Origin of the sequence: Janthinobacterium sp. TND4EL3, from assembly GCF_900156175.1 — a bacterium.
GTDB lineage: Bacteria > Pseudomonadota > Gammaproteobacteria > Burkholderiales > Burkholderiaceae_D > Janthinobacterium.
Genome location: NZ_FTMV01000002.1, coordinates 83,362 through 105,819, shown reverse-complemented (window position 1 = coordinate 105,819; position 22,458 = coordinate 83,362). Strand labels below are relative to the sequence as shown.

Below are 22,458 nucleotides of genomic sequence, written 5' to 3'. Positions count from 1 at the left end.
TCAGCCTCCTTGCGTGATGGCAGGGTCGTCAAAAAAGTAATCGCGCCAGCTGTCGGGCAAGTTGCGGATGGCGCTCACACGGTGCAGGAATTGCGCCAGGCCATAGGTATTTTGCGGCGCGATCTTGAATTGCACTTGCGGATTGGCAAAGATTTTCAGCAGCAGATTGCGGTCCACCTTGCTCTTGTTCACCTTGATATAGATGTCGGCCGCACCCTGCGGGTTGCTGCTCGCGTACTGCGCCGCTTCGGCCAGCGCGGCGATGAAGGCGCGGTAGGTCTTCGGATTGTCCTTGCGGTATTTTTCTGTCGCATACAGCAGGGTCGACGAACTGGGCCCTCCCTGCACGTCGTACGAGTTCAGGATGATATGGGCGTTCGGATTCTGCGCCAGTTCCTGTTCCTGGAACGGCGAATTGCCGAAGTGACCACTGAGCTCCGTGCCGCCGGCGATGATGGCGGCCGCCGCATCCGGATGCGGCAGGGTTTGCGTGATCTTGTCGAGGCGGGCAAATTCCTTGTCGCCCCACTGCTTCGCCACAGCCATTTGCAAGATGCGCGCCTGGACGGACACGGACACGGCGGGCAAGGCGATGCGGTCCTTGTCCGTGAAGTCCGCCAGGGTTTTCACCTTCGGGTTGTTGCTGATCAAATAGTAGGGGAAATTACCGAGCGAGGCCACGCCGCGCACGTTCTGCCGTCCCTTGGTACGGTCCCAGATCGTCAACAGCGGCCCCAGGCCCGCCCCCGCGATATCGATATTGCCCGACAACAAGGCATCATTGATGGCCGGGCCGCCGGACAGGGTGATCCACTCGACTTTCACATCGACGCCCTGCTGCTTGCCATGCTTTTCGATCAGTTTTTGTTCTTGCGCAATATTGAGCAGCAAGAAAGTGATGCCGTGCTGGCCCGCGATGCGGATCTGGCCTTCGGCCCGGGCCATGGGCATGGCCATGCACAGCATGGCGATGGTGGCGAGCAGGCGGCGGGAAAAGGTAAAGATCGGCAACATGGACACTCCTTGGTCAACTACGGTCAAAAATCAGTACGGCGCATCGCCTTCGATGGTGGTGCGATACAGTTTGCGGCGCTGGTCGGGCGGGCACCCCGTCGCCAGATGCATCAGGGAACGGTTGTCCCAGAACACCAGGTCGTGCGGCTGCCAGCGGTGCACATACAGGTGTTCCGGGCGCACGCTGTGGGCGAACAGTTCGTCGAGCAGGGCGCGGCTTTCATCGGCGGGCAAGCCGACGATGCGCGTGGTGAAATGCTCGCTGACAAACAGGGCGCGCCGTCCCGTTTCCGGATGCACGCGCACCACGGGGTGGGTCACGGGTGTGACTTCATCGATCTGCGCCTGCGTCAGCGCGGGGCGCCATGGGTTGCGGCGGCGCAATTCCTCATACTGGCTCAAATAGCTGTGTTCGGCGCGGGCGCCGCGCACGGCGTGGCGCAGCGCGGCCGGCAAGCTTTCCCACGCCAGGTGCATGTTCGCAAATACGGTATCGCCGCCCTCGTCCGGCAACTCCTGCGCGTGCAGCATGGAGCCGAGGCTGGGCACTTCCTTGTACGACAGGTCGGAATGCCAGAAATGGCCCGCGTCGCCCAGGCCGATGGGCTGGCCATCCTCGACGATGTTCGAAATGATCAGCACCTCCGGCTGCGTGGGCAGCTGGAACTGGCGCAGCACGTGGATTTGCAGGGGACCAAAGCGGCGGCTGAAATCGACTTGCTGCTGCGGCGTGATGCGCTGCTCGCGGAACACCAGCACGTGATGATCGAGGTGGGCGTGGTGCAGGCGCTGGAAGTCGCCCAGCGACAGCGGCTGCGCCAGGTCCAGCCCCAGCACTTGCGCACCCAGCGGCGCGTCGAACGTTTCGATACGGAAATGACTAGCGGAATGCGCGGGTTTCAGGACGGCCGACATGATGGCTTCATCAGTGAACAAGGGAAGTCCACTGTATGCCGGCCTGCGTTCCTTGCAAACGAAGCATTTACTATATGAATATGCGCGGCGCGTTGCGCCATGCTGCAACAGGCACTGTCACGCGATGGCACAGCCGTAACGGCTTTGCCCGGGAATGGCCCTAGCACGAAACTTGCTTATCTACCAATTTCCAACGCATAGACAGGAACGCCATGCCCACTCTCGCCCTCTTGCTCGCTCTGCTGCTCGCTGCGCCCTCCCATGCCCAGGATAGCCAGGATGAAGGCGATCTCAGCTACAAAGCCTATGTCCATAGCGACAAGCGCATCAAGTGCTTGTACGGCTATGCGGCCGACAAGACGGGCGACCATGCGGCTGCCGTCGCCATCTTTGAAGACTGCATCCGGCGCTGGAACGATGTGTATTCGATGATTTGGCTGGCACAGCTGTATGAAACGGGCATCGGCGTGCCCAGGGACCTGGAACAGGCGACGGCGCTGATGCGGCGCGGCGCCCATACCAACGATGACGCCGCCTATGCGCGGCTGGCGCGCTACCACTATGGCGTGGCGCTGGCCGATGGCCGGGGCACGCCGCAGGATATTCCCCAGGCCAGAACCTGGCTGCGCCGGGCGGCGCAAGAGGGCGTGCGGGAGGCGGCCGATTACCTGCTCCGCCTGGATGGTGCGGCACCATAGGCGCCGCGCCAGGGTCGATTACGCGATGGCTTCGTAGCGGGCCAGGCGGGCCGCCATGCGGGGCGCCAGTTCGTGGCCAGCCGTGACGGTTACTTCCAGGTCGTTCAGCAAGCCATCCTTCAAGCCATAGACCCAGCCATGGACGCTGAGTTCCTGGCCCCGTTCCCACGCATCTTGCACGACGGTAGTCTGGCACACGTTCAAGACCTGCTCAACCACGTTGAGTTCGCACAGGCGGTCGCCGCGCTGGCGGCTGGTCAGCACGTCGCCCAGGTAGCGCTCGTGTTTCTGGCCCACATCCTGCACATGGCGCAGCCAGTTGTCGACCAGGCCGATGCGCGTGCCCGTCATGGCCGCATGCACGCCCTTGCAGCCGTAATGGCCGACGATGATGATATGTTTGACTTTCAGCACGTCCACGGCAAATTGCAGGACGGACAGGCAATTGAGGTCGGAATGCACGACCACGTTGGCAATATTACGGTGCACAAACACGTCGCCAGGCGCCATGCCCAGCAGTTCGTTGGCGGGCACGCGGCTGTCGGAGCAGCCGATCCACAGATATTCGGGCGACGTTTGCGCTTCCAGGTTCTTGAAGAAGTTCGGGTCTTTCGCCACCATCGAGTCGGCCCAGCGGCGGTTACGCTGCAGCAGTTCCGCCAGGGCCAGGCCATTTTTCGGTTCGGTCATATCGCTCCCATGAGGTAAGTTCGGTTGAACAGCGCGCCGATCGCGTGCGTTGGCGTGCGATGCGCGCAGATATTGAGTCAACCGGGGTAAAAAAACGCCGGGATGTTTCAGCATCCCGGCGCATGGTATTACGTGTGCTTACTCAAAAAAATCCTTGACCTTGTCTTTCCAGGTCTTGCTTTGCGGACTGTGCTTGGCACCGCCCTCGGTCGTCGACTTTTCAAAGTCGCGCAGCAGGTCTTTCTGTTTTTCCGTCAGTTTCACGGGTGTTTCGATGGCCACGTGGCAGAACAGGTCACCCGCATAACCGGAGCGCACGCCCTTGATGCCCTTGCCTTTCAGGCGGAAGGTCTTGCCCGACTGGGTGCCCTCCGGGATCGTGAACGACACTTTGCCGTTCAGGGTCGGCACTTCGATTTCGCCGCCCAATGCTGCCTTGGTGAACGAAATCGGCATTTCGCAATGCAGGTCGTCGCCCTCGCGCTGGAACACGGCGTGCGGCTTGATGTGGATTTCCACATACAGGTCGCCCGACGGGCCGCCATTCGTGCCCGGTTCGCCGTTGCCGGACGAACGGATACGCATGCCATTGTCGATACCGACTGGAATTTTCACTTCCAGGGTCTTGTTGCGCTTGATGCGACCGGCGCCGCCGCACGGCGTGCAGGGGTCGGTGATGACCTTGCCGCTGCCATGGCATTTCGGGCAGGTTTGCTGGATGCTGAAGAAACCTTGCTGCATGCGCACCTGGCCGTGGCCACCGCAGGTACCGCAGGTGGTCGGCGACGTGCCCGGCTTGGCGCCGCTGCCGTGGCAAGTGTCGCACTTGTCCCAGCTCGGCACGCGAATCGTCGTGTCGAAGCCGTGAGCAGCTTGCTCCAGTGTAATTTCCAGGTTGTAGCGCAAGTCGGCGCCACGGTACACCTGTGGACCCGCATTGCGGCTGCGTCCACCGCCACCGCCAAAGATGTCGCCGAAGATATCGCCGAAGCTGTCGGCAAAGCCGCCAGCACCGCCGCCGAAGCCGCCACCGCCGCCCATGTTCGGGTCCACGCCAGCGTGACCATAGCGGTCATACGCATCGCGCTTTTCCGGATTGGTCAGCATCTCGTAGGCTTCTTTGACTTCCTTAAACTTTTCTTCCGATTCCTTGCTATCCGGATTGCGGTCCGGATGGTATTTCATCGCCAGTTTACGGTAAGACTTTTTGATCTCTTCTTCCGAAGCATTTTTTGCGACACCGAGTGTCTCGTAAAAATCACGCTTTGCCATGTTGTCGGCACCTTGCAGTCTATCTACTGATGTAAAAATTACACGAAAAAGCCGAGTCGAGTGCTGCGCTAGGCGCAGCGACTCGGCTCGGCCGGTCTTCGCGGCTAATCCCGCGATGTAGCGTTCAGCCCGGCTGCCCCCATTTCATGGGAGCGCAAGACAATTACTTGCTGTCTTTGACTTCCTTGAAGTCAGCGTCGACAACGTCGTCCTGCTTGGCGCCTGCATCCGATGCGCCAGCGGCTTGCTGTGCACCTTCCGCGCCGCCGGCAGCTTGCTGCGCTTGCATGTCGGCATACATTTTTTCGCCCAGTTTCTGCGATGCGCTCGACAGTGCTTCCACCTTGGCGTCGATCTCAGCCTTGTCGCCGGCCTTGATGCTTGCTTCCAGGTCAGTGATCGCCGCTTCGATCTTCTCTTTCTCGCCCGCGTCCAGCTTGTCGCCGTATTCGGTCAAGGATTTCCGGGTCGAGTGTACCAGAGCATCGGCCTGGTTGCGCGACTCGGCCAATTCTTTGACCTTCTTGTCTTCTTCCGCGTTCAACTCGGCGTCTTTCACCATCTTCTGGATTTCCGCCTCGGTCAAGCCGGAATTGGCCTTGATCGTGATCTTGTTTTCCTTGCCGGTGGCCTTGTCTTTGGCGCCGACGTGCAAGATGCCGTTGGCGTCGATGTCGAAGGTCACTTCGATCTGTGGCGTACCGCGTGCTGCTGGCGGGATGCCTTCCAGATTGAATTCGCCCAGGCCCTTGTTGCCGGCGGCGATTTCGCGCTCACCCTGGAAGACCTTGATGGTCACCGCAGGCTGGTTGTCGTCGGCCGTCGAGAAGACCTGGCTGAACTTGGTCGGAATCGTCGTGTTTTTGTGGATCATCTTGGTCATCACGCCGCCCAGGGTTTCGATACCCAGGGACAGTGGAGTGACGTCCAGCAACAGCAAGTCCTTGCGTTCGCCCGACAGGACCGAACCCTGGATGGCTGCGCCCACGGCGACGGCTTCGTCCGGGTTCACGTCCTTGCGTGGATCCTTGCCGAAGAATTCCTTCACTTTTTCCTGCACCTTCGGCATACGCGTCATGCCGCCGACCAGGATGATGTCATCGATGTCCGACACTTTCACGCCAGCATCTTTGATAGCGGTGCGGCATGGTTCGATCGTTGCCGAGATCAGCTCTTCCACCAGCGATTCCAGCTTGGCGCGGGTCATCTTCAGGTTCAAGTGGACCGGTGCGCCGTTCGCCATGGCGATGTACGGCTCGTTGATTTCGGTTTGTTGCGACGACGACAGCTCGATCTTCGCGCGCTCGGCCGAAGCCTTGATGCGCTGCAGGGCGATCGGATCTTTTTTCAGGTCGATGCCGTTGATCTTCTTGAACTCGTCGATGATGTAATCGATGACGCGCTGGTCGAAGTCTTCGCCGCCCAGGAAGGTGTCGCCGTTGGTCGACAGCACTTCAAATTGTTTCTCGCCATCAACATCCGCGATTTCGATGATCGACACGTCGAACGTACCGCCACCCAAGTCATACACGGCGATTTTACGGTCGCCTTTTTCGGTCTTGTCCAGGCCGAATGCCAGCGCTGCCGCGGTTGGCTCGTTGATGATGCGTTTGACGTCCAGGCCAGCGATACGGCCGGCATCCTTGGTCGCTTGACGCTGCGAATCGTTGAAGTAGGCAGGCACGGTGATGACGGCTTCGGTGACTTCTTCACCGAGGTAGTCTTCTGCCGTTTTCTTCATCTTGCGCAGGACTTCAGCCGAAATTTGCGGTGGAGCCAGTTTTTTGTCGCGCACGCCAATCCATGCATCGCCGTTGTCGGCTTTCATGATTTGGTAAGGCATCAGCGCGATGTCTTTTTGGACTTCTTTTTCGTCGAACTTGCGACCGATCAAACGCTTGACTGCGTACAGCGTGTTTTTCGGATTGGTCACGGCCTGGCGTTTCGCCGGCGCGCCGACGAGAATTTCGCCATCTTCTTGATAAGCAATAATCGATGGCGTCGTGCGTGCGCCTTCAGCGTTTTCGATTACCTTTGGTTGACCATTTTCCATGATGGAAACGCAGGAATTCGTGGTTCCCAGATCGATACCGATAATTCTACCCATGATTTTTTTCCTTTTATTTGCTAGATTTCAGATGGTTCTTATATGTGGCAAAGCGGCATGGTTTCAAGGCTTGCTTGATGCCGCCCTCTGATTATTTTGCTTGCGCGGTGGTGACAATGGCCGGACGCAACAGGCGGTCGGCAATCATATAGCCCTTTTGCAAGACTGATACGATGGTATTGGCTTCCTGGTCCGCTGGCACCACGGCAACGGCCTGGTGTTTCATCGGATCGAGCTTCTCGCCCTGCACTGGCAACACTTCCACCAGACGGTTGCGCTCGAACGCGGCGGTCAATTGCTTCAGGGTCATCTCGACGCCTTCCTTCAGCGATTCGATGGTCGGTGCTTCCACCGTCAGCGCCGTTTCCAGGCTGTCTTTCACCGGCACCATGGCTTCGGCAAAGCTTTCCACTGCGAATTTATGCGCTTTAGCAACATCTTCCTGCGCGCGGCGGCGGATATTTTCACCGTCGGCCTTGGCGCGCATGAAGGCATCGTGCATTTCTGCAAGACGCGCTTCGGTACTGGCCAGCTGCTCTTCCAAAGTAGGCTCTGCGGGAGTCGATGGCGCAGTCGTCGCGGCGTCCGCTTGCGGATTAGGTACAGCTTGGTTTTCCTGATCTTGCATCTAGAAAGCTCCTACAATCAATGACTTAAATGGGTTAGGCTATACATCTTTACAACACTAACCGGCAGATGGGGCTATATCCTACTGTTTCAAGGGGTATCGGCGCGAGCGCCAAGGTTTACGTCAGCTAATGTTACAGCTTATTACATTTTGTTTCCCATTTCGGACTGCGAGCCGTGCGCGCCCTCTGAAACAGCCGGCATCCCCAGCGAAGGCGGCATTCTACCAGTCCCGACCAGGCCATTGCCACTGATGGTGTTGCTATTTGGAAAACCTCATGTCCATGCCCAAAATGACAAAGCCGCGCAAGCGCGGCTTTACATGGCAGAAGAACATGCTTCCTAATTCGCTGCGCCCAGGGCCAGGGCGGCCGCGCGCGCCTGCTCGCCCACTGTCTTGTCCGCCTCGCGCTGCGGCGCCGTCTTCATCGTCGGCCAGCCGATCATGTGCTGCTCGGCAATTTCTGCCATACCCGCGATCCAGGCCGGCGTTTCGTTCAGGCAAGCGATATAGTGAAACTGCTGGCCACCGGCCGCCTCGAAATCATGCTTCGCTTCCATGGCGATTTCTTCCAGGGTTTCCAGGCAATCGCTGGTAAAGCCCGGGCACAACAGATCGACGCGCTTGACGCCCTGTTGCGCCAGCGCCACCAGGGTCGGCGCCGTGTATGGCTGCAGCCATTCGGCCTTGCCAAAACGCGACTGGAAGGTCACCACGTATTGCTCTTTAGTTAATTTCAGCTTTTCTGCCACCAATCGCGCCGTTTTCAGGCATTGGCAGTGGTAGGGGTCGCCCAGCAGCAAGGTGCGCTTGGGCACGCCATGGAAACTCATCACCAGTTTTTCGGGACGGCCATGCGCTTCCCAGTGGTTCAGCACGGAATCGCGCAAGGCGTCGATGTAGGTGTCGTGCTCGTGGTACTGCTTGATAAAGCGCAACTCCGGCACATTGCGCACGGTGGCGTAATGGGCGAAGACGGCATCGTAGATGGAACCCGTCGTCGTACCCGAGTATTGCGGATAGGCCGGCAGGATGGCGATGCGCTCGCAACCTTCGCTTTTCAGCCGGGCCAGCACCTCGGGCAAGGAAGGCGAACCGTAGCGCATGGCCATGGCCACCGTCACGCCGTCATGGCCCCGCTCGGCCAGAGCACCGGCCAGCAGTTTGGCCTGCTTTTGCGTATGCACTTTCAAGGGCGAGCCGTCGCGCGTCCAGATCGAGGCATATTTCTTGGCCGACTGGCCCGAACGGAAGGGCAAGATGATCAGATGCAGGATGAACCACCAGACCAGGCGAGGAATTTCCACGACGCGGGGGTCCGACAGGAATTGTTTCAGATAGCGCCGCACGGCCGACGAAGTCGGCGCATCGGGCGTGCCCAGGTTGACCAGCACCACGGCGCTGCGGTCGATGCTGCCATGCGTGTACGGCGGTTCTGTTTGAAATGACATGAAGACTCTTCGAAGACGTTGGATGGATTAGACGACCATTATAGTTACATTGCGTCAACATCGGGAGTACTGCCAGACGATGGCAGCACGCCTGTCACGTCCCAAGTCAAATCGCGAGCAATTCGCGGGCATGCTTGCGCGTGGTGGCCGTGATTTCGAGGCCGCCCAGCATGCGCGCCACTTCTTCCACCCTGGCCTTGGCGTCGAGCATGTCGATGCGCGAGGCCGTCTTGCCATTCTCCAGGGTGCTTTTTGCCACTTGGAAATGCTGATTGGCCTGGCTGGCCACTTGCGGCAAGTGGGTCACGCACAGCACTTGCCGTCCCTGCCCCAGGCGTTTCAACAGGCGCCCCACCACTTCGGCGACGCCGCCGCCGATGCCGCTGTCGACCTCGTCGAAGATCAGCGTCGGCGTGGTGGTGGCATGCGAGGTGATCACGGAGATGGCCAGCGCGATGCGCGCCAGCTCCCCGCCGGACGCGACTTTCGCCAGCGAACGGGGCGCCGTGCCCGCGTGGCCGGCAACGAGGAATTCCACTTGCTCGAGGCCGTGCGCGGCCGGCTCGCACGGATGCAGGGCAATCTCGAAACTGCCGCCCGTCATGCTCAGTTCCTGCATGGCGCGCGTGACGGCTTGCCCCAGCTCCAGCGCGGCGGCGCGGCGCGTGGCGGACAATCGCTCGGCGACGCTGCGGTACTCGGCCTCTATCTTTGCTTCCTGGCGCAGCAAGCCTTCGATATCGGAAGCGTCGGCCAGGTGCTGCAGTTTTTCCGACAGCTTGGCGTGTTCCTCGGGCAACTCTTCGGGCGTGACGCGGAATTTGCGGGCCGTGCTGTGCATGGCTTCCATGCGCGCGTCGAGCTGGTGCAAACGCTCCGGGTCCAGTTCCACCCGGTCCAGGTAGTTGTTCAGCGCATACACGGATTCCTGCAGCTGGATGCGCGACGATTCGATCAGGTCGACAATCGGCTGCAATTCCGCATCGACGGACACGAGCTTGCCCAGCTTCTGGTTCAGGCCCGACAGTTGCGACACGATCGGGTGGTCTTCCGACTCGGAAATGAGAGACAAGGCTTCCTGCGCCCCTTCCAGCAGGCTGGCAGCGTGCGACAGGCGGCTGTGCTCGTTCGTGATGTCCGTCCACTCGCCGGGCTTGGCCGCCAGTTTTTCCAACTCTCCCACTTGCCACTCCAGGCGTTCGCGCTCGTACAGCACGTTGGCGGCATTCGTTTCAAATTCCTCGCGCTGGCGCACGAGGGCGCGCCAGCGCTTGTGCAAGGCTGCCACTTGCCGCGCATCCTGCTCCGCGCCCGCTTCGCGCGCCGTCGCCTGGCCGTCAAGCAAGGCGCGCTGCGCCTCGCTTTTCAGCAAGGACTGGTGCGCGTGCTGCCCATGGATGTCGACCAGCATGTCGCCCAGTTCGCGCAACTGCGCCGCCGTGGCGGGGATGCCGTTGATATAGGCTTTCGAGCGGCCCGCATTGTCGATCACGCGGCGCAACAGGGCGCCGCCGTCGTCGTTGGCGAATTCATTGGCCACCAGCCAGGCCTGCGCCACTTCGCTGACGGAGAAATCAGCCGTGATGTCGGCCTTGGCTGCGCCCTCGCGCACCACGCTGGCGTCGCCGCGGCCGCCCAGCGCCAGGGTCAGTGCATCGATGAGGATGGACTTGCCGGCCCCCGTCTCGCCCGTCAGCACGCTGAAGCCGGCGGAAAATTCCAGTTCAATGGTATCGACAATGACAAAATCGCGGATGGACAGTGTATGGAGCATGGCTTCTGTGGTTAGGCGGCGAGCCGCGGGTTAACGTGGAAAGACTTGTTAGCTGAGCTTGCCCTCGCCCGACGGATACTCATTCCAGTGCAATTTTTCACGCAGGGTGTTGTAGTAGCTCCACCCCTCCGGATGCAGGAAGGTAATCGTGTGCGGCGAACGGCGGATGAGGATGCGGTCTTGCTGCACCAGGCTGGCAAAGGTCTGCATGTCGAAATTGACGCTGATATCACGCCCGCGCACGATTTCCACGACGATCTGGCTGGAATCGGGCAGCACGATGGGGCGGTTCGACAGCGCATGCGGCGCGATCGGCACGAGCACGATGCCGCCCAGGGTCGGGTGCAGCAACGGACCGCCGGCCGACAGCGCATACGCGGTCGAGCCCGTGGGCGTGGCAATGATCAGGCCGTCCGAACGCTGGTTGTACATGAAGTGGCCGTCGACCTCGACGCGCAATTCGGCCATGCCGGCACCGCCGCCGCGCGAGACGACGACATCGTTGACGGCCATGCCCACGTGGATCGATACGCCGTCGCGCAGCACGCTGCCTTCGAGCAAAGTGCGGCGTTCGGCCTTGAAGCGGCCGCCCAGAATTTGCGCCAATACAGGCAGCATACGCTCGAGCGGGATATCCGTCATGAAGCCCAGGCGCCCTTGATTGATACCGATCAAGGGGACGTCGAATGGCGCCAGCTGGCGCGCGATACCGAGCATGGTGCCGTCGCCGCCCATGACGATGGCGCAATCGGCGGCGGCGCCGATCTCGGCCGGCGACATGGCGCGCACGCCAGGAAACGCCAGGTTCAGATGCGCGGCCGTCTCCGCCTCGAAGACCACCGTGTGGCCCAGCACTTGCAGGAAATCGACGATGCTTTTCACGGGTTCGGCAATGCCATCCGTATTCTGGCGCACGACCAGGGCGATGGTCTTGGCGCCCAGGTTGAAGCGCTCGCCCGGGGCTGGCAAGGTCGCGGCTGGCTGTTCGGCTCGCTGGTCGGCGTAGTTATCGACGGGCATAAAAATCTCGGTAGTGAATTCGGTGGCAAACCGCCCCTGGCTGTCGCGTCGCACGCCGGCATCGCATGATACTGTATATATGCACAGTATAGTGCGCCTGCCGTATGCCTGCAAGGGGCGTTCTCGGTGTTGCTCGCAGTGTAGCGCAGAAAAAGAATCGTCCATGCGTGCGCCAGCGCTCCATCGCGGGGCAAATCCGCTTGCATGGTCACGCCGGCGGCAGGACACTGGCGTGACATCATTCTTTTCTTCAGGAGGCCATATGGTTGCCCAGCATAGCGAGCGCAAGATCAATACCGATGAAAAGGTGAAAAATGACGGCGTGGATCGCCTGCCGCATGAGCGCGACGAATCGCCCGACGCGCAGAACGTGCGTCCGCGCAAGATCATGCAGCAGGCGGCCAGCGACCTGGAACAAGGTTTGGTGGACACTGACCGCCATGCCCAGCCCGGCGTGGAAAAGGTCAAGCCCGCCCCGCCGCAACAGGCCCGTCCCGACGCGCAACTGGAACCAAAGAAGGCGCGCTGACTCCAACTGTCACGCACTGCTCATGTTACGGAGTACGCCATGCACCGCTGCGCCCGTTCCTTCCTGCTGGCCGCCGCCTGCGGCGCCCACCTCGCCCACGCCCAGGCGCCCGCCATGCCCGTGGGCTTCGGCCCGCATCCCGTGCTGCCCGCGCCCGATAAACAGTTCATTCCCACCGTCAACGTAGCGCCCGTGCAGCGCTGGACGGCCGGGCAGCACCCGGCTGTCGCGGCGGGGCTGGCCATCCGCGCCTATGCGCGCGGACTCGACCACCCACGCTGGCTGTACGTCTTGCCGAACGGCGACGTGCTCGTGGCGGAAACGAATGCCCCGCCGAAACCGGACGACAGCAAGGGCATCAAGGGTGCCATCATGCAGATGCAGATGAAAAAAGCGGGCGCGGCCACGCCCAGCGCCAACCGCATCACCCTGCTGCGCGGCATGGATAGCAACGGCGTGGCGCAGACGCGCAGCGTCTTCCTGCAAGGGCTGAACTCGCCATTCGGCATGGCGCTGGTCGGCAACGAGCTGTACATCGCCAACGCGGACGCGCTGATGCGCTTCCCGTACGAAACAGGACAGAGCACCATCACGGCCCCCGGCGTCAAGGTGATGGATTTGCCGGGCGGCCCCATCAACCACCACTGGACCAAAAACGTCATCGCCAGCGCCGATGGTCAGTTTCTCTATGTTGCCGTCGGTTCGAACAGCAATGCGGGCGAAAACGGCATGGCGGTCGAAGAGGGCCGCGCCGCCATCTGGCAATTCACGCGCGCGACGGGCGAGGCGCGCGTGTATGCGACGGGCTTGCGCAATCCCGTCGGACTGGCCTGGCAGCCTGCAACGGGCGCCCTGTGGACGGCCGTCAATGAGCGCGACGAGCTGGGCAACGACCTCGTGCCCGACTACATGACCTCCGTCAAGGATGGCGCGTTTTACGGCTGGCCCTACAGTTATTTCGGCCAGCACGTCGATGCGCGGGTCAAGCCGCCCCGTCCCGAACTGGTCGCCACCGCTGTTGCACCCGACTATGCGCTCGGTGCGCACACGGCCTCGCTGGGCCTGGCGTTTTATGACGCCGTCTTGCTGCCCGAACGCTACCGGGGCGGCGCCTTCATCGGCCAGCACGGTTCGTGGAACCGCAAGCCCTACAGCGGCTATAAAGTCATCTTTGTTCCGTTCGCCGGTGGCGTGCCCAGCGGTCCTCCGCAGGACGTCGTCGCCGGCTTCCTCGATCAGAACGGCAAGGCGCATGGGCGCCCCGTCGGCGTGGCCGTCGACAAGGCGGGCGCGCTGCTGGTGGCCGACGACGTGGGCAATATCGTCTGGCGCGTGACGCCGGCGCCGTGAATGCATGGGCGCCGCGCATGCGTGCCCTGTGTGGCGCAACGAACGGAAGCGCAGGGGGCGGGCGCGCATGATGGACGCTCGAACCACGCAAGGAGTACATCATGAAAAAAACAGGATCAGCCGTCTGGAGTGGCGGCCTTAAAGATGGCAAAGGATTCATTTCCACCGAAAGTGGCGCGCTCGACAATGTGCCATATGGCTTCAACACGCGCTTCGAGGATGGTCCCGGCAGTAATCCGGAAGAACTGATTGGCGCTGCCCATGCGGCCTGCTTCACCATGGCCCTGTCCGGCCAGCTGGGCGAGGCGGGCTTGCGCGCCACGGCCCTGAAAACCACGGCCGACGTCAGCCTGGAAAAGATCGATGGCAGCTATGCGATCACGGCCGTCCACCTGACCCTGGTGGCCACCATTCCCGGCGCCAGCGACGAAGCGTTCCAGGACGCGGCCCTGCGCGCCAAGCTCGGCTGCCCCGTATCGAAGCTGCTGGCCACGGAAATCACGCTGGACGCCCATCTGGAGTAACTCCAGAGGCATCCTCACCGTCCGCTGCCGTTCCATTACCGGGCGGCAAGGGCGGTTTCGGCAAGAAAGCCGTAAAACGCATAAAATCCTGCCATTCCCCTAACACCCTCAAGGATTTACGATGCGTATTTTGCACACCATGTTACGGGTCGGCGACCTGCAGCGCTCCATCGACTTTTACACGAACGTCCTGGGCATGAAGCTGCTGCGCACCAGCGACAACCCGGAATACCAGTACACGCTGGCCTTCGTCGGCTACGGTTCGAACCCCGACCACGCGGAACTGGAACTGACGTATAACTATGGCACCACCAGCTACGAGCTGGGCACGGCGTATGGCCACATCGCCATCTCGGCCGACGACATCGTCGCCGCCTGCGACGCGGCACGCGCGAATGGCGGCAACGTCACGCGCGAACCGGGTCCCGTCAAGGGCGGCAACACGGTGATCGCCTTCATCACCGACCCGGACGGCTACAAGATCGAATTGATCGAACGCAAGTTCGACGGCCAGGGCGGCGGCCTGTAATACCTCAGCCTGGCTCGGCGGCCCTGGCAATGGCCGCGCGCAGCCAGGCGATGCCCGCGTCACCGTCCGTGCGGCGGTGCCGTATTGTTTCAAACGCAAACGGCGCGATGGCGAACGGCGCAGAATGCTGCGCCAGCCCTTGCCCCGCGCTTCCCTGCAAGGCGCGCCGCGCCACCGTCAATATCAGATCCGTCCCCATCAACAGCTCCGGCGCAACTGTCCAGTACGGCACGCGCACGGCGAGGCGGCGCGTCTGGCCCAGCTGCGCCAATGCGGCGTCGACTTCGGCAGCCATGCCCCCTTCGCTGGACGCTACCAGCACGTGGGGACGCGCCAGATAGGTCTGCAGGCTCAAGGACTCGCCCGGCGCCAGGCTGGCCGGGTCCAATGCGCACACGAACGCTTCCTCGAATAAAGTTTCCCTGTGGAACTGCTCAGGCAGTTGCGGGAACACACCCAGCGCCAGGTCGATTTCGCCATCCTGTACGCCGGCCACGACGGCAGAACGGCTGGCGTGGCTGACGGTCAGGTCGATGCCGGGCGCTTCCACGCGCAAGCGGCGCAGCAAACGGGGCAAGATCAATGCCGCGCCGTAATCCGACATGGCCAGGCGAAACACGCGCTGCGCCGTGGCCGCGTCGAACACGGCGCCGCCGAGTACGGAGCGCACGCTTTGCAGGGCTTCGGCCAGCGGCCGCGCCAGCTCCAGGGCACGCGCCGTGGGCTGGAAGCCGCCCTTGCCGCGCAACAGCAGCGGATCGTCGAGCAGATGGCGCAGGCGCGCCAACGCATGGCTGACGGCAGGCTGGCTCATGTGCAGGCGTTCCGCCGCACGTGACAAATGGCGTTCGCTCAGCAGCGCGTCCAGGATCACCAGCAAGTTCAAATCGACGGCGCGCAGATTATTCATTTGGTGCATAGTTGGATGACAAACTACGAATTGGATTTAATGATGACAGCATAATACGATGACTCCATCAACTCAACACGCAGGGAGTCGCACATGAATGGATGGATCACCTTGTTTGCCCCGCTGGCCATGCTGGCCGGCGCCGTCGTCCCCTTCCAGGCGGGTGCAAATGCCGCGCTGGGCCGCAACCTGGGCCACCCGCTGTGGGCCACGCTCGCCTCGCTGGCCGTCAGCGCCGTGCTCGCGTCGCTCGTGATGCTCGTCTGGCGGGTGCCCGCGCCCGATTTGCACCTCGCCGTGCGCGGGCCGGGCTGGTCCTGGCTCGGCGGCGCGGCCGGCGTGTTTTATATTACGGCCGCGCTGATGCTGGCGCCGCGCATGGGTTCCGGCCCCTTCATGGCAGCCGTCATCGGCGGGCAGATGCTGGCCGCGCTGGCCATTGACCGCTACGGCTTGCTGGGCTTTGCCGTCAAGCATATTTCTCCGCTGCACTGGGCGGGTGCGGGACTGGTGGTGGCCGGGGTCGTGCTGACCCAATTCGCCAACAGCCGCGCCGTGTGACAACACCGCCAGACGAAAAAAAAGGCTCTGTCCCCGACAAATAGGGGAACTCAAGGAATCTTTCCCAGCCCCGGCTGTCTGACTGTACATATTAGACAAACGGGAGCCTGCCATGCAGCCAGCCGAATGGAAAACCTTCATCGCCCAGTTCACCGCACTGAGCCGTCGCCAGCGTCTGGCCAGCGCCACCCTGCTGCCCGGGGCAGGATCGCAGAACGCCGCTGTGGCACTGGTCGAAAGCGTGGCCCGGCAGCGGCTACACTGTCCCGCCTGCCACAGCAGCCATGCGCACCGGCACGGCCATGCGCACGGACTGCAGCGCTACCGCTGCGTGCCGTGCGGCCGCACCTTCAATGCGCTCACCGGCACGCCGCTGGCGCGCCTGCGCCACAAGACCTTATGGCTAGCCTACGCCGATTGCCTGCTGGCATCGGCTTCCGTGCGCCAGGCAGCGCGACAACTGAACGTGCACCGCAACACCGCCTTCCGCTGGCGCCACCGGTTTTTGACGCTCGCCAGGACGGACCGGCCGCTGTGCCTGCACGGCATCGCCGAGGCCGACGAGCTGTATCTGCTGGAATCGGAAAAGGGATCCAGGCATCTGACGCGTCCGGCGCGCCGCCGGGGCGGCCACGCCCGCCAGCGCGGCATTTCCAGTGAACAGGTCTGCATCTTGGTGGCGCGCGACCGCACGGGACAAACCCTCGATTTCGTCACGGGAAAAGGGGCGCTGACCAAGGTCCAACTGCATGCCTGCCTGCCACCCGTGATCGACAAGGACGTCTTGCTGGTCACCGACGGCCACGCCGCCTATCGCGCCTTCGCCCGTGCAGCGGGCATCAGCCACCGGGCCGTCAACTTGCACGCCGGCATCCGCGTGCAGGGCGCCGCCCACGTGCAGAACGTCAACGCGTATCACAGCCGCTTGCGGGAATGGCTGCGCATCTTCCATGGCGTGGCCAGCCGTTATCTGCCGAATTACCTGGGGTGGCGCTGGATACTGGACGCCGGGCGTATCCGCTCTCCGGAAACATTATTGAAGGCAACACTGGGAGAGTTCCCACGCTTGACGGTGACATAGCCAAAAAAAACCAGCGCCGTTGCCGGTGCTGGTTTTCATGTAGAGCAAGAGCGCGCTTACTTGACGAGCAAGGCGTTGACCGGCATCAAGTCCGTTTCCTTCAGGGTGCCGGCGGCCGCCTTCAGGCGCAAGCCGTTCATGATGGTGTCGTAGCGGGCTTTCGACAGGTCTTTCTGCGTCGAGAACAATTGTTTCTGTGCATTCAAGACGTCGATATTGATGCGCACGCCCACCTGGTAGCCGAGCTGGTTCGATTCCAGCGCCGATTTGCTCGACACTTCCGCCGCTTCCAGCGCCTTCACTTGCGCCAGGCCGCTGTTGACGCCGAGGAAAGCCTGGCGCGCGCCCAGGGCCGCCGTACGTCGTGCCGTCTCCAGGTCGTTGCGGGCCTTGTTTTCCAGCGCAATCGATTCGCGCACCTTGCTCGTGACGGCAAAGCCGCTGAAGATGGGGATGCTCCACTGCACGCCGATGGCGTTATTGTTGTTCCCGTTGCCATTGCCGCCACCGGAAGTGTAGGTATGGCCCGTGTTGGCGATCAGGTCCAAGGTCGGGTAGTGGCCGGCGCGGTTGCGGCCGATGTCGCGCTTGGCCGATTCCACGTTGAACTGGGCCGTGACGACGCCGTAGTTCTGCTCTTCGGCGGACGACACCCACGGTTCGATGGCGGCCGGTTCCGGCGCGCTGATGACGACGCCCGTGCGCATCGGCGCCAGATTCGTTGGCGCTTCGCCAATGATGGTTTGCAGGGCGCTGCGCTTGTTGGCCAAGTCATTGATGGCGGCAAATTCCTGCGCCACCACCAGGTCGTAGGCCGCTTGCGCTTCGTGCGTGTCGGTAATCGTTTGCGTACCGACTTCAAAATTGCGCTTGGCCGACGCCAGCTGCTCCGTCGTGGCGACCTTCTGCGCCTGGGTGGCGCCCAGGTTGTCCTGCGCGCTGAGCACGTCGAAATACGCCTGCGCCACGCGCGTGATCAGGTCTTGCTGGACTTGCGCAAATTGCGCTTCCGCAATTGCCTGCGCCAGCTTGCTTTGCTGATAGGTTTCCCAGCGATCCCAGCGGAACAGCGGCTGCGCCAGGGTCAGGTTGTAGCTGTTCGTGCGCACATTGACAGACGGCGAGGTGATCTTGTTGCCGCCATTATTCTGGATAATCTGTTCCTGATTGCCACGCGTATTGCTGCCCGACGCGGAGATTTGCGGCAGCAAGCCTGCCATCCCCTGCGGAACCCGCTCCATCCCGGCCGACAGGGCCGCGCGCGCGCTGGCGTACTGCGCGTCATTGGCCAGCGCCTGCTGGTACACCTGGATGAGATCGGCCGCCTGCGCTGGCAGCGTAGATGTCATCGAGACAAAGGCGCTGGTCATCAGTACGGCGATAAGGGGTTTCCGCATTGCATTTCTCCGTTGGAGTCGTCAAAAGTTGATGGAATCAAAAATCTGCTACCGCTTGCCTTGCGCCCGCCGGGTGAGCGGGGTACAGGCCTCCGCAGGCATGCCCGATGGCATGCCTGGGAGTGCATCTACTGCGAATTAACTTAGTATTTCGGCATGGCGTTGTCGACTTGCAGCGCCCAGGCGTGAACGCCGCCCGTCAAATTACTGATCTTGCCAAAACCATTGCGTTCCAGGAAGGCCGCCACTTGCATGCTGCGCATGCCGTGATGGCAGATGCAGACGATCTCGGCGTCTTCATCGAGGTCATCGATGCGCGCAGGAATCGAGTTCATCTGCATCAGGGTGGCGCCATCGAGGTGGCACAGCTCGAACTCCCACTGCTCGCGCACGTCCAGCAATACAGGGCGCGGGCGCGAAGGGTCAGCGAGCCAGGCGGCCAGCTGCGGTGCACTCAAATGCTCCATCGAATGGGTCGCCTCAGAACTGGAAGTGCGACGGCGCCACGGCTTGCAGCGGCGTGACGTTGGTTTCAAACAGCTTGCGCGTGTCGTAGGCCTTGTCCGAGCTGCGCGTGATCAGGTGCGCCGACATGATCGGCGCTTCGCCGATGATGGCCAGGATGCGGCCGCCCACTTTCACTTGTTGCAACAGCGCTTCCGGCAGCACGGACAGGGCGCCGGACACGACGATCACGTCGTACGGTGCACCCTTGCTCCAGCCCTGGGCACCGTCGCCCAGTTCCACGGTCACGTTGGTCACGCCATTGGCGGCCAGGTTCTGTTCGGCCAGGGTTTTCAATTGGGGAACGATTTCCACGCTCGTCACATGACGCGCCTTGTGCGCCAGCAGAGCGGCCATATAGCCGCTGCCGGTGCCGATTTCCAGCACATTTTCATGCTTCTTGACTGCTACATCTTGCAAAATGCGTGCTTCCAGCTTCGGCGTGAACATGCATTCGCCGCCGCCCAGTGGAATTTCGGTGTCGACGAAGGCCAGGTTTTTATAGGCGGCCGGCACGAAATCTTCACGCTTGACCACGTTCAACAACTCCAGCACGTCGAGATCCAGTACGTCCCATGGACGGATTTGCTGTTCGATCATATTGAAGCGGGCTTGTTCGATATTCATCTTTGGACTCGGTAAGTGAAGTAATAATCCGCCATTTTATCGTTGAACTGGCTGAAAGCACATGTTAACCATAAAGACGGGGAATGGAGGAAATTTGCGACGATCTGCAGATTTGAGGGGGCGAACCTTGGAAAAGGGGCAACTGAACGGTGGCGGCGGGCTCCGCACGTCAGCTTTTCCCGGGCGCCTCCACCTGCAGGCTGCGCAAGCTCATGTCGATAAAGGCATCCATGTAGGCAAGCGGGTCGATGTTCTTGACCTCGCATGGCAGGAAGGAATGTGTCCACATCATCAGCATGGTGACGGGCGCGCCGAGGATGGTGCTGACCAGCACGGGATCGACCTGGCGGAATTCGCCGCGCTGCATGCCCCGTTCCAGCAGGCTGACGATCAGCGCATGGCCGCGCGTGACGACTTCTTCGTTGTAAAACTGCGCCAATTCCGGGAAATTGTTCGCTTCGGCCATCATCAGCTTGGTCAAGCCGGCCAGTTTGGTGGCACCGAACTCTTCCCACCATTGCATCATCACCTTGCGCAGCAAGTCGGCGCTGCACTCTTCCGAGGCGGCCATGCTGTTTTCCGCCTCGCCGATCGACTGCACCATATTGTCGCGCACCACGGCCTTGAACAGTTCCTGCTTATTCTCGAAGTACAGGTACAGGGTGCCCTTCGACACACCCGCCCGCTTGGCCACATCTTCCAGCCGCGTCGACGCGAAGCCCCGTTCGACGAAGAGGTCGAGGGCGGCGGCGAGCAATTCCTGGGGGCGGGCATCCTTGCGCCGCTCCCAGCGGGGCTTGGTATCAGTCGGGGCTTGCATGTGTCTTTCCAAGTAACTTACTTTTGAGTCATTAATATTAGACCTGTCTGCCGTCAAGGTCAAGCGGAGGGCCACTGACACTACGCAGTGGCCTCGCACCCTGCAACAAAGCACAGGCATTGTACCCTTCGCGTCCACGCCGTCCCATGCCGGCGCGGCAGAAGCATGACGCCACGCCTGCCTTCAATCGTGCAATTCAGGCAAATTTTCCATTACGACACATCAATAGGCGACGGTATACAGTGACAGTATACCAAGGCGCAAAGCCGCCGGATCACAATGCGGCCCTTCATGCGGCTTAGCTCAGACATCTCCATGCGCTTGCGCCTGGCGCAGGCCGCGCCTGGAGCAGCGCCGCCGGCAGACAGTCTCGGGCAAGGAAAAACGCAGTTCAGCCCCCGTTTTGCGCAGTTCATCGCATTGGCGTTCAGCGACGATAAGCGCTTTGCTATCTTGTCATCGACAGCACGGCAGCCGCGGCGCGGCAGCCGGCTTTTTTCTTGTTCCGCACTAAAACAATCATAAAGGAAACACCATGCGTACCCTGCTGGCCCTGTGCTGTGCCCTTGCCCTTGGCGGTTGCGCCATCGTCATCAACCCCGGCGATGGCGAAGTGCGCCATGCCGACTCGGGGAGCCATACCATCCAGGGCAACGAGCAAGTGAGCCGCGACGTGCGCCAGGTCAGCAACATCGACACACTCGACATCGACAGCATGAAGCGCATCGATATCAAGATCGACGTGCGCGTCGGGCCGGCGACCTCGCTGGTGATCGAGGCGGACAGCAATCTGCAGCCGCTGATCCACAGCGACGTGAACGGCAATACCCTGCGCATCTGGAGTGACAGCAACATTCGTAGCGGCAACGGCATCCATGTCATCTACACGACGCCGCGCTTGAGCAAGATCAATGTCTCAGGCTCGGGCCGCCTGGTGGCCAGTGGTTTCAACGGCCAGGACTTCAGCCTGGTGCAGCGCGGCTCGATGAAGAGCGAGCTGTCCGGCAAGGTAGGCCGCTTCGACGTGGCCAACAATGGCTCGGGCAGCATCAACGCGGCGGCCCTTGCCAGCGGCAATACGGATGCCGTGCAGAATGGCTCGGGCCGTATCCAGCTGGGTGACGTAAGAGGTGAGCGCATCAACGTGGCAGTCAACGGCTCCGGCAACATCAGCGCCAGCGGCGCCGTGCAGCGCCTCGACACCAACGTCAACGGCTCGGGCGACATCAACCTGGCGGCGCTGAGCAGCGACGTCGCCTACCTGGCGAGCAATGGTTCCGGCGACATCGACGTCACCGTGCAAAGCGAAGTCAATGCCCGCACCAGCGGCTCGGGCCGCATCACCGTGCATGGCGATCCGCTGCGCCGCACCTTGTCGGGCAAGCGCATCAGCGTCGTGCGCTAGGTGTGAAGTTGCAAGAGGTTATTCGGAGTGGATCTGAGCCGTGACATCGGGGCCGGCTTGCTATACTGTCGGCCCCAGATTCTTTTCCAGCCTGCCGCCATGCCTTCCCCCGCCGTTTCCCTGGCATGCCGCCCTTCCTGCGGCGCCTGCTGCACCGCACCGTCCATCACCAGCCCGATTCCCGGCATGCCGGATGGCAAGCCTGCGGGCGTGCGCTGCATTCAGCTGGCCGACGACAACCGCTGCAAGATCTTTGGCCAGCCGGAGCGGCCCGCGTTTTGCGGCGGATTGCAGCCATCCGAGGATATGTGCGGCAACAGCCGCGAACATGCCATCCGCTGGCTGGACGAACTGGAACGGCTGACGGCACCCTGAGCAGTAGCCCCTGTCATCTTTACCGCTTAACGGCCATCTTCGGCGGCTGCCGAAGCTTCCTCCGCGTCGCGCAGGCGCTTGTATTCCAACAGCATGGCCAGGCCCAGATAGATCAACAGCAAGAACAGGGAGTCGCGCGCATCGCTCCAGTCCAGCGTACTGTGGCGCATCCAGTGCATGACATTTAGCAACAATACCGCACCCAGCATTCCCCATCCATGACGGCGCATGGCACGGCCCAGCAAAATGGCCAGCAACGATGTACGTGACAGCATGG

General features: G+C 61.7%; 25 protein-coding genes. 10 read left to right on the top strand and 15 right to left on the bottom strand.

Annotated features, from left to right (window positions below):
* Complete coding sequence (locus BXA07_RS04065; RefSeq protein WP_244556196.1) at positions 1-966, bottom strand: ABC transporter substrate-binding protein; 966 nt, start codon at positions 964-966, stop codon at positions 1-3.
* A gap of 78 nt (positions 967-1,044) precedes the next feature.
* Positions 1,045-1,929, bottom strand: coding sequence for a TauD/TfdA dioxygenase family protein (locus BXA07_RS04060; protein WP_076566469.1), 885 nt, complete (start codon positions 1,927-1,929; stop codon positions 1,045-1,047).
* A 212-nt stretch (positions 1,930-2,141) separates the two neighbouring features.
* Here BXA07_RS04060 and BXA07_RS04055 point away from each other — a divergent pair, with 212 nt between their 5' ends.
* Complete coding sequence (locus tag BXA07_RS04055) at positions 2,142-2,627, top strand: tetratricopeptide repeat protein (protein ID WP_076565871.1); 486 nt, start codon at positions 2,142-2,144, stop codon at positions 2,625-2,627.
* Between the two features lie 18 nt (positions 2,628-2,645).
* Here BXA07_RS04055 and can read toward each other — a convergent pair whose 3' ends face one another.
* From can to BXA07_RS04020, 7 genes are all read right to left on the bottom strand, one after another.
* On the bottom strand, positions 2,646-3,317 hold the full coding sequence (gene can / locus BXA07_RS04050; protein WP_076565869.1) for a carbonate dehydratase: 672 nt from the start codon (positions 3,315-3,317) through the stop codon (positions 2,646-2,648).
* Between the two features lie 138 nt (positions 3,318-3,455).
* On the bottom strand, positions 3,456-4,589 hold the full coding sequence (gene dnaJ, locus BXA07_RS04045) for a molecular chaperone DnaJ (RefSeq protein WP_034745985.1): 1,134 nt from the start codon (positions 4,587-4,589) through the stop codon (positions 3,456-3,458).
* Positions 4,590-4,752: 163 nt separating this feature from the next.
* Entirely contained in the window at positions 4,753-6,696 is a 1,944-nt protein-coding gene (dnaK, locus tag BXA07_RS04040; protein WP_076565867.1) for a molecular chaperone DnaK, read from the bottom strand.
* A gap of 91 nt (positions 6,697-6,787) precedes the next feature.
* On the bottom strand, positions 6,788-7,324 hold the full coding sequence (gene grpE, locus BXA07_RS04035; protein WP_076565865.1) for a nucleotide exchange factor GrpE: 537 nt from the start codon (positions 7,322-7,324) through the stop codon (positions 6,788-6,790).
* A gap of 341 nt (positions 7,325-7,665) precedes the next feature.
* Positions 7,666-8,775 (bottom strand): ferrochelatase, encoded by a 1,110-nt coding sequence (gene hemH, locus BXA07_RS04030; protein WP_076565861.1) that lies wholly within the window; start codon positions 8,773-8,775, stop codon positions 7,666-7,668.
* A 106-nt stretch (positions 8,776-8,881) separates the two neighbouring features.
* Positions 8,882-10,549 (bottom strand): DNA repair protein RecN, encoded by a 1,668-nt coding sequence (gene recN / locus BXA07_RS04025; protein WP_076565859.1) that lies wholly within the window; start codon positions 10,547-10,549, stop codon positions 8,882-8,884.
* A gap of 48 nt (positions 10,550-10,597) precedes the next feature.
* Positions 10,598-11,569, bottom strand: a complete 972-nt coding sequence (locus tag BXA07_RS04020; protein WP_244556181.1) for an NAD kinase — start codon at positions 11,567-11,569, stop codon at positions 10,598-10,600.
* A 262-nt stretch (positions 11,570-11,831) separates the two neighbouring features.
* On the opposite strand from BXA07_RS04020, the gene BXA07_RS04015 reads away from it, so the two are divergent.
* From BXA07_RS04015 to gloA, 4 genes are all read left to right on the top strand, one after another.
* Positions 11,832-12,098 carry a hypothetical protein gene (locus BXA07_RS04015; RefSeq protein ID WP_076565857.1) on the top strand — a complete coding sequence of 89 codons (267 nt, stop codon included), beginning with the start codon at positions 11,832-11,834 and terminating at the stop codon, positions 12,096-12,098.
* 39 nt (positions 12,099-12,137) lie between these two features.
* The gene (locus BXA07_RS04010) at positions 12,138-13,448 is read left to right on the top strand and encodes a PQQ-dependent sugar dehydrogenase (protein ID WP_076565854.1); all 1,311 of its coding nucleotides are present in this window, start codon (positions 12,138-12,140) and stop codon (positions 13,446-13,448) included.
* A 101-nt stretch (positions 13,449-13,549) separates the two neighbouring features.
* Positions 13,550-13,972 carry an OsmC family protein gene (locus tag BXA07_RS04005; RefSeq protein WP_076565853.1) on the top strand — a complete coding sequence of 141 codons (423 nt, stop codon included), beginning with the start codon at positions 13,550-13,552 and terminating at the stop codon, positions 13,970-13,972.
* A gap of 121 nt (positions 13,973-14,093) precedes the next feature.
* Positions 14,094-14,501, top strand: coding sequence for a lactoylglutathione lyase (gloA, locus tag BXA07_RS04000; RefSeq protein WP_070311709.1), 408 nt, complete (start codon positions 14,094-14,096; stop codon positions 14,499-14,501).
* 4 nt (positions 14,502-14,505) lie between these two features.
* On the opposite strand, the gene BXA07_RS03995 is transcribed toward gloA, so the two are convergent.
* Positions 14,506-15,411 (bottom strand): LysR substrate-binding domain-containing protein, encoded by a 906-nt coding sequence (locus tag BXA07_RS03995; protein ID WP_076565851.1) that lies wholly within the window; start codon positions 15,409-15,411, stop codon positions 14,506-14,508.
* A 93-nt stretch (positions 15,412-15,504) separates the two neighbouring features.
* Between BXA07_RS03995 and BXA07_RS03990 the strand changes: the two genes are divergently transcribed.
* Complete coding sequence (locus BXA07_RS03990; protein WP_076565849.1) at positions 15,505-15,972, top strand: DMT family transporter; 468 nt, start codon at positions 15,505-15,507, stop codon at positions 15,970-15,972.
* A gap of 112 nt (positions 15,973-16,084) precedes the next feature.
* Positions 16,085-17,053, top strand: a complete 969-nt coding sequence (locus BXA07_RS03985; protein ID WP_076565847.1) for an IS1595 family transposase — start codon at positions 16,085-16,087, stop codon at positions 17,051-17,053.
* Between the two features lie 56 nt (positions 17,054-17,109).
* Here the strand turns inward: BXA07_RS03985 and BXA07_RS03980 are convergent, their stop codons facing one another.
* From BXA07_RS03980 to BXA07_RS03965, 4 genes are all read right to left on the bottom strand, one after another.
* The gene (locus BXA07_RS03980; protein ID WP_076565846.1) at positions 17,110-18,450 is read right to left on the bottom strand and encodes a TolC family outer membrane protein; all 1,341 of its coding nucleotides are present in this window, start codon (positions 18,448-18,450) and stop codon (positions 17,110-17,112) included.
* Between the two features lie 143 nt (positions 18,451-18,593).
* Complete coding sequence (locus BXA07_RS03975) at positions 18,594-18,917, bottom strand: rhodanese-like domain-containing protein (protein WP_076565844.1); 324 nt, start codon at positions 18,915-18,917, stop codon at positions 18,594-18,596.
* 13 nt (positions 18,918-18,930) lie between these two features.
* Entirely contained in the window at positions 18,931-19,581 is a 651-nt protein-coding gene (locus BXA07_RS03970) for a protein-L-isoaspartate O-methyltransferase family protein (RefSeq protein ID WP_076565841.1), read from the bottom strand.
* 169 nt (positions 19,582-19,750) lie between these two features.
* On the bottom strand, positions 19,751-20,401 hold the full coding sequence (locus BXA07_RS03965; protein ID WP_076565840.1) for a TetR/AcrR family transcriptional regulator: 651 nt from the start codon (positions 20,399-20,401) through the stop codon (positions 19,751-19,753).
* Between the two features lie 315 nt (positions 20,402-20,716).
* Between BXA07_RS03965 and BXA07_RS31050 the strand changes: the two genes are divergently transcribed.
* From BXA07_RS31050 to BXA07_RS03955, 3 genes are all read left to right on the top strand, one after another.
* A complete protein-coding gene (locus BXA07_RS31050; RefSeq protein WP_212592268.1) occupies positions 20,717-20,926 on the top strand; it encodes a hypothetical protein in 210 nt (69 codons plus the stop codon).
* Between the two features lie 10 nt (positions 20,927-20,936).
* The gene (locus tag BXA07_RS03960; RefSeq protein ID WP_076565838.1) at positions 20,937-21,806 is read left to right on the top strand and encodes a head GIN domain-containing protein; all 870 of its coding nucleotides are present in this window, start codon (positions 20,937-20,939) and stop codon (positions 21,804-21,806) included.
* 99 nt (positions 21,807-21,905) lie between these two features.
* Positions 21,906-22,181 (top strand): YkgJ family cysteine cluster protein, encoded by a 276-nt coding sequence (locus BXA07_RS03955; protein ID WP_076565837.1) that lies wholly within the window; start codon positions 21,906-21,908, stop codon positions 22,179-22,181.
* A gap of 26 nt (positions 22,182-22,207) precedes the next feature.
* On the opposite strand, the gene BXA07_RS03950 is transcribed toward BXA07_RS03955, so the two are convergent.
* A complete protein-coding gene (locus BXA07_RS03950; RefSeq protein ID WP_139335420.1) occupies positions 22,208-22,456 on the bottom strand; it encodes a hypothetical protein in 249 nt (82 codons plus the stop codon).
* Positions 22,457-22,458 lie beyond the last annotated feature (2 nt).

Coding starts and splice junctions, on each gene's coding strand:
- BXA07_RS04065 (WP_244556196.1), bottom strand. CDS start 966: ATGCTGTGCATGGCCATGCCCATGGCCCGGGCCGAAGGCCAGATCCGC.
- BXA07_RS04060 (WP_076566469.1), bottom strand. CDS start 1,929: ATGTCGGCCGTCCTGAAACCCGCGCATTCCGCTAGTCATTTCCGTATC.
- BXA07_RS04055 (WP_076565871.1), top strand. CDS start 2,142: ATGCCCACTCTCGCCCTCTTGCTCGCTCTGCTGCTCGCTGCGCCCTCC.
- can (WP_076565869.1), bottom strand. CDS start 3,317: ATGACCGAACCGAAAAATGGCCTGGCCCTGGCGGAACTGCTGCAGCGT.
- dnaJ (WP_034745985.1), bottom strand. CDS start 4,589: ATGGCAAAGCGTGATTTTTACGAGACACTCGGTGTCGCAAAAAATGCT.
- dnaK (WP_076565867.1), bottom strand. CDS start 6,696: ATGGGTAGAATTATCGGTATCGATCTGGGAACCACGAATTCCTGCGTT.
- grpE (WP_076565865.1), bottom strand. CDS start 7,324: ATGCAAGATCAGGAAAACCAAGCTGTACCTAATCCGCAAGCGGACGCC.
- hemH (WP_076565861.1), bottom strand. CDS start 8,775: ATGTCATTTCAAACAGAACCGCCGTACACGCATGGCAGCATCGACCGC.
- recN (WP_076565859.1), bottom strand. CDS start 10,549: ATGCTCCATACACTGTCCATCCGCGATTTTGTCATTGTCGATACCATT.
- BXA07_RS04020 (WP_244556181.1), bottom strand. CDS start 11,569: ATGCCCGTCGATAACTACGCCGACCAGCGAGCCGAACAGCCAGCCGCG.
- BXA07_RS04015 (WP_076565857.1), top strand. CDS start 11,832: ATGGTTGCCCAGCATAGCGAGCGCAAGATCAATACCGATGAAAAGGTG.
- BXA07_RS04010 (WP_076565854.1), top strand. CDS start 12,138: ATGCACCGCTGCGCCCGTTCCTTCCTGCTGGCCGCCGCCTGCGGCGCC.
- BXA07_RS04005 (WP_076565853.1), top strand. CDS start 13,550: ATGAAAAAAACAGGATCAGCCGTCTGGAGTGGCGGCCTTAAAGATGGC.
- gloA (WP_070311709.1), top strand. CDS start 14,094: ATGCGTATTTTGCACACCATGTTACGGGTCGGCGACCTGCAGCGCTCC.
- BXA07_RS03995 (WP_076565851.1), bottom strand. CDS start 15,411: ATGAATAATCTGCGCGCCGTCGATTTGAACTTGCTGGTGATCCTGGAC.
- BXA07_RS03990 (WP_076565849.1), top strand. CDS start 15,505: ATGAATGGATGGATCACCTTGTTTGCCCCGCTGGCCATGCTGGCCGGC.
- BXA07_RS03985 (WP_076565847.1), top strand. CDS start 16,085: ATGCAGCCAGCCGAATGGAAAACCTTCATCGCCCAGTTCACCGCACTG.
- BXA07_RS03980 (WP_076565846.1), bottom strand. CDS start 18,450: ATGCGGAAACCCCTTATCGCCGTACTGATGACCAGCGCCTTTGTCTCG.
- BXA07_RS03975 (WP_076565844.1), bottom strand. CDS start 18,917: ATGGAGCATTTGAGTGCACCGCAGCTGGCCGCCTGGCTCGCTGACCCT.
- BXA07_RS03970 (WP_076565841.1), bottom strand. CDS start 19,581: ATGAATATCGAACAAGCCCGCTTCAATATGATCGAACAGCAAATCCGT.
- BXA07_RS03965 (WP_076565840.1), bottom strand. CDS start 20,401: ATGCAAGCCCCGACTGATACCAAGCCCCGCTGGGAGCGGCGCAAGGAT.
- BXA07_RS31050 (WP_212592268.1), top strand. CDS start 20,717: ATGCGCTTGCGCCTGGCGCAGGCCGCGCCTGGAGCAGCGCCGCCGGCA.
- BXA07_RS03960 (WP_076565838.1), top strand. CDS start 20,937: ATGCGTACCCTGCTGGCCCTGTGCTGTGCCCTTGCCCTTGGCGGTTGC.
- BXA07_RS03955 (WP_076565837.1), top strand. CDS start 21,906: ATGCCTTCCCCCGCCGTTTCCCTGGCATGCCGCCCTTCCTGCGGCGCC.
- BXA07_RS03950 (WP_139335420.1), bottom strand. CDS start 22,456: ATGCTGTCACGTACATCGTTGCTGGCCATTTTGCTGGGCCGTGCCATG.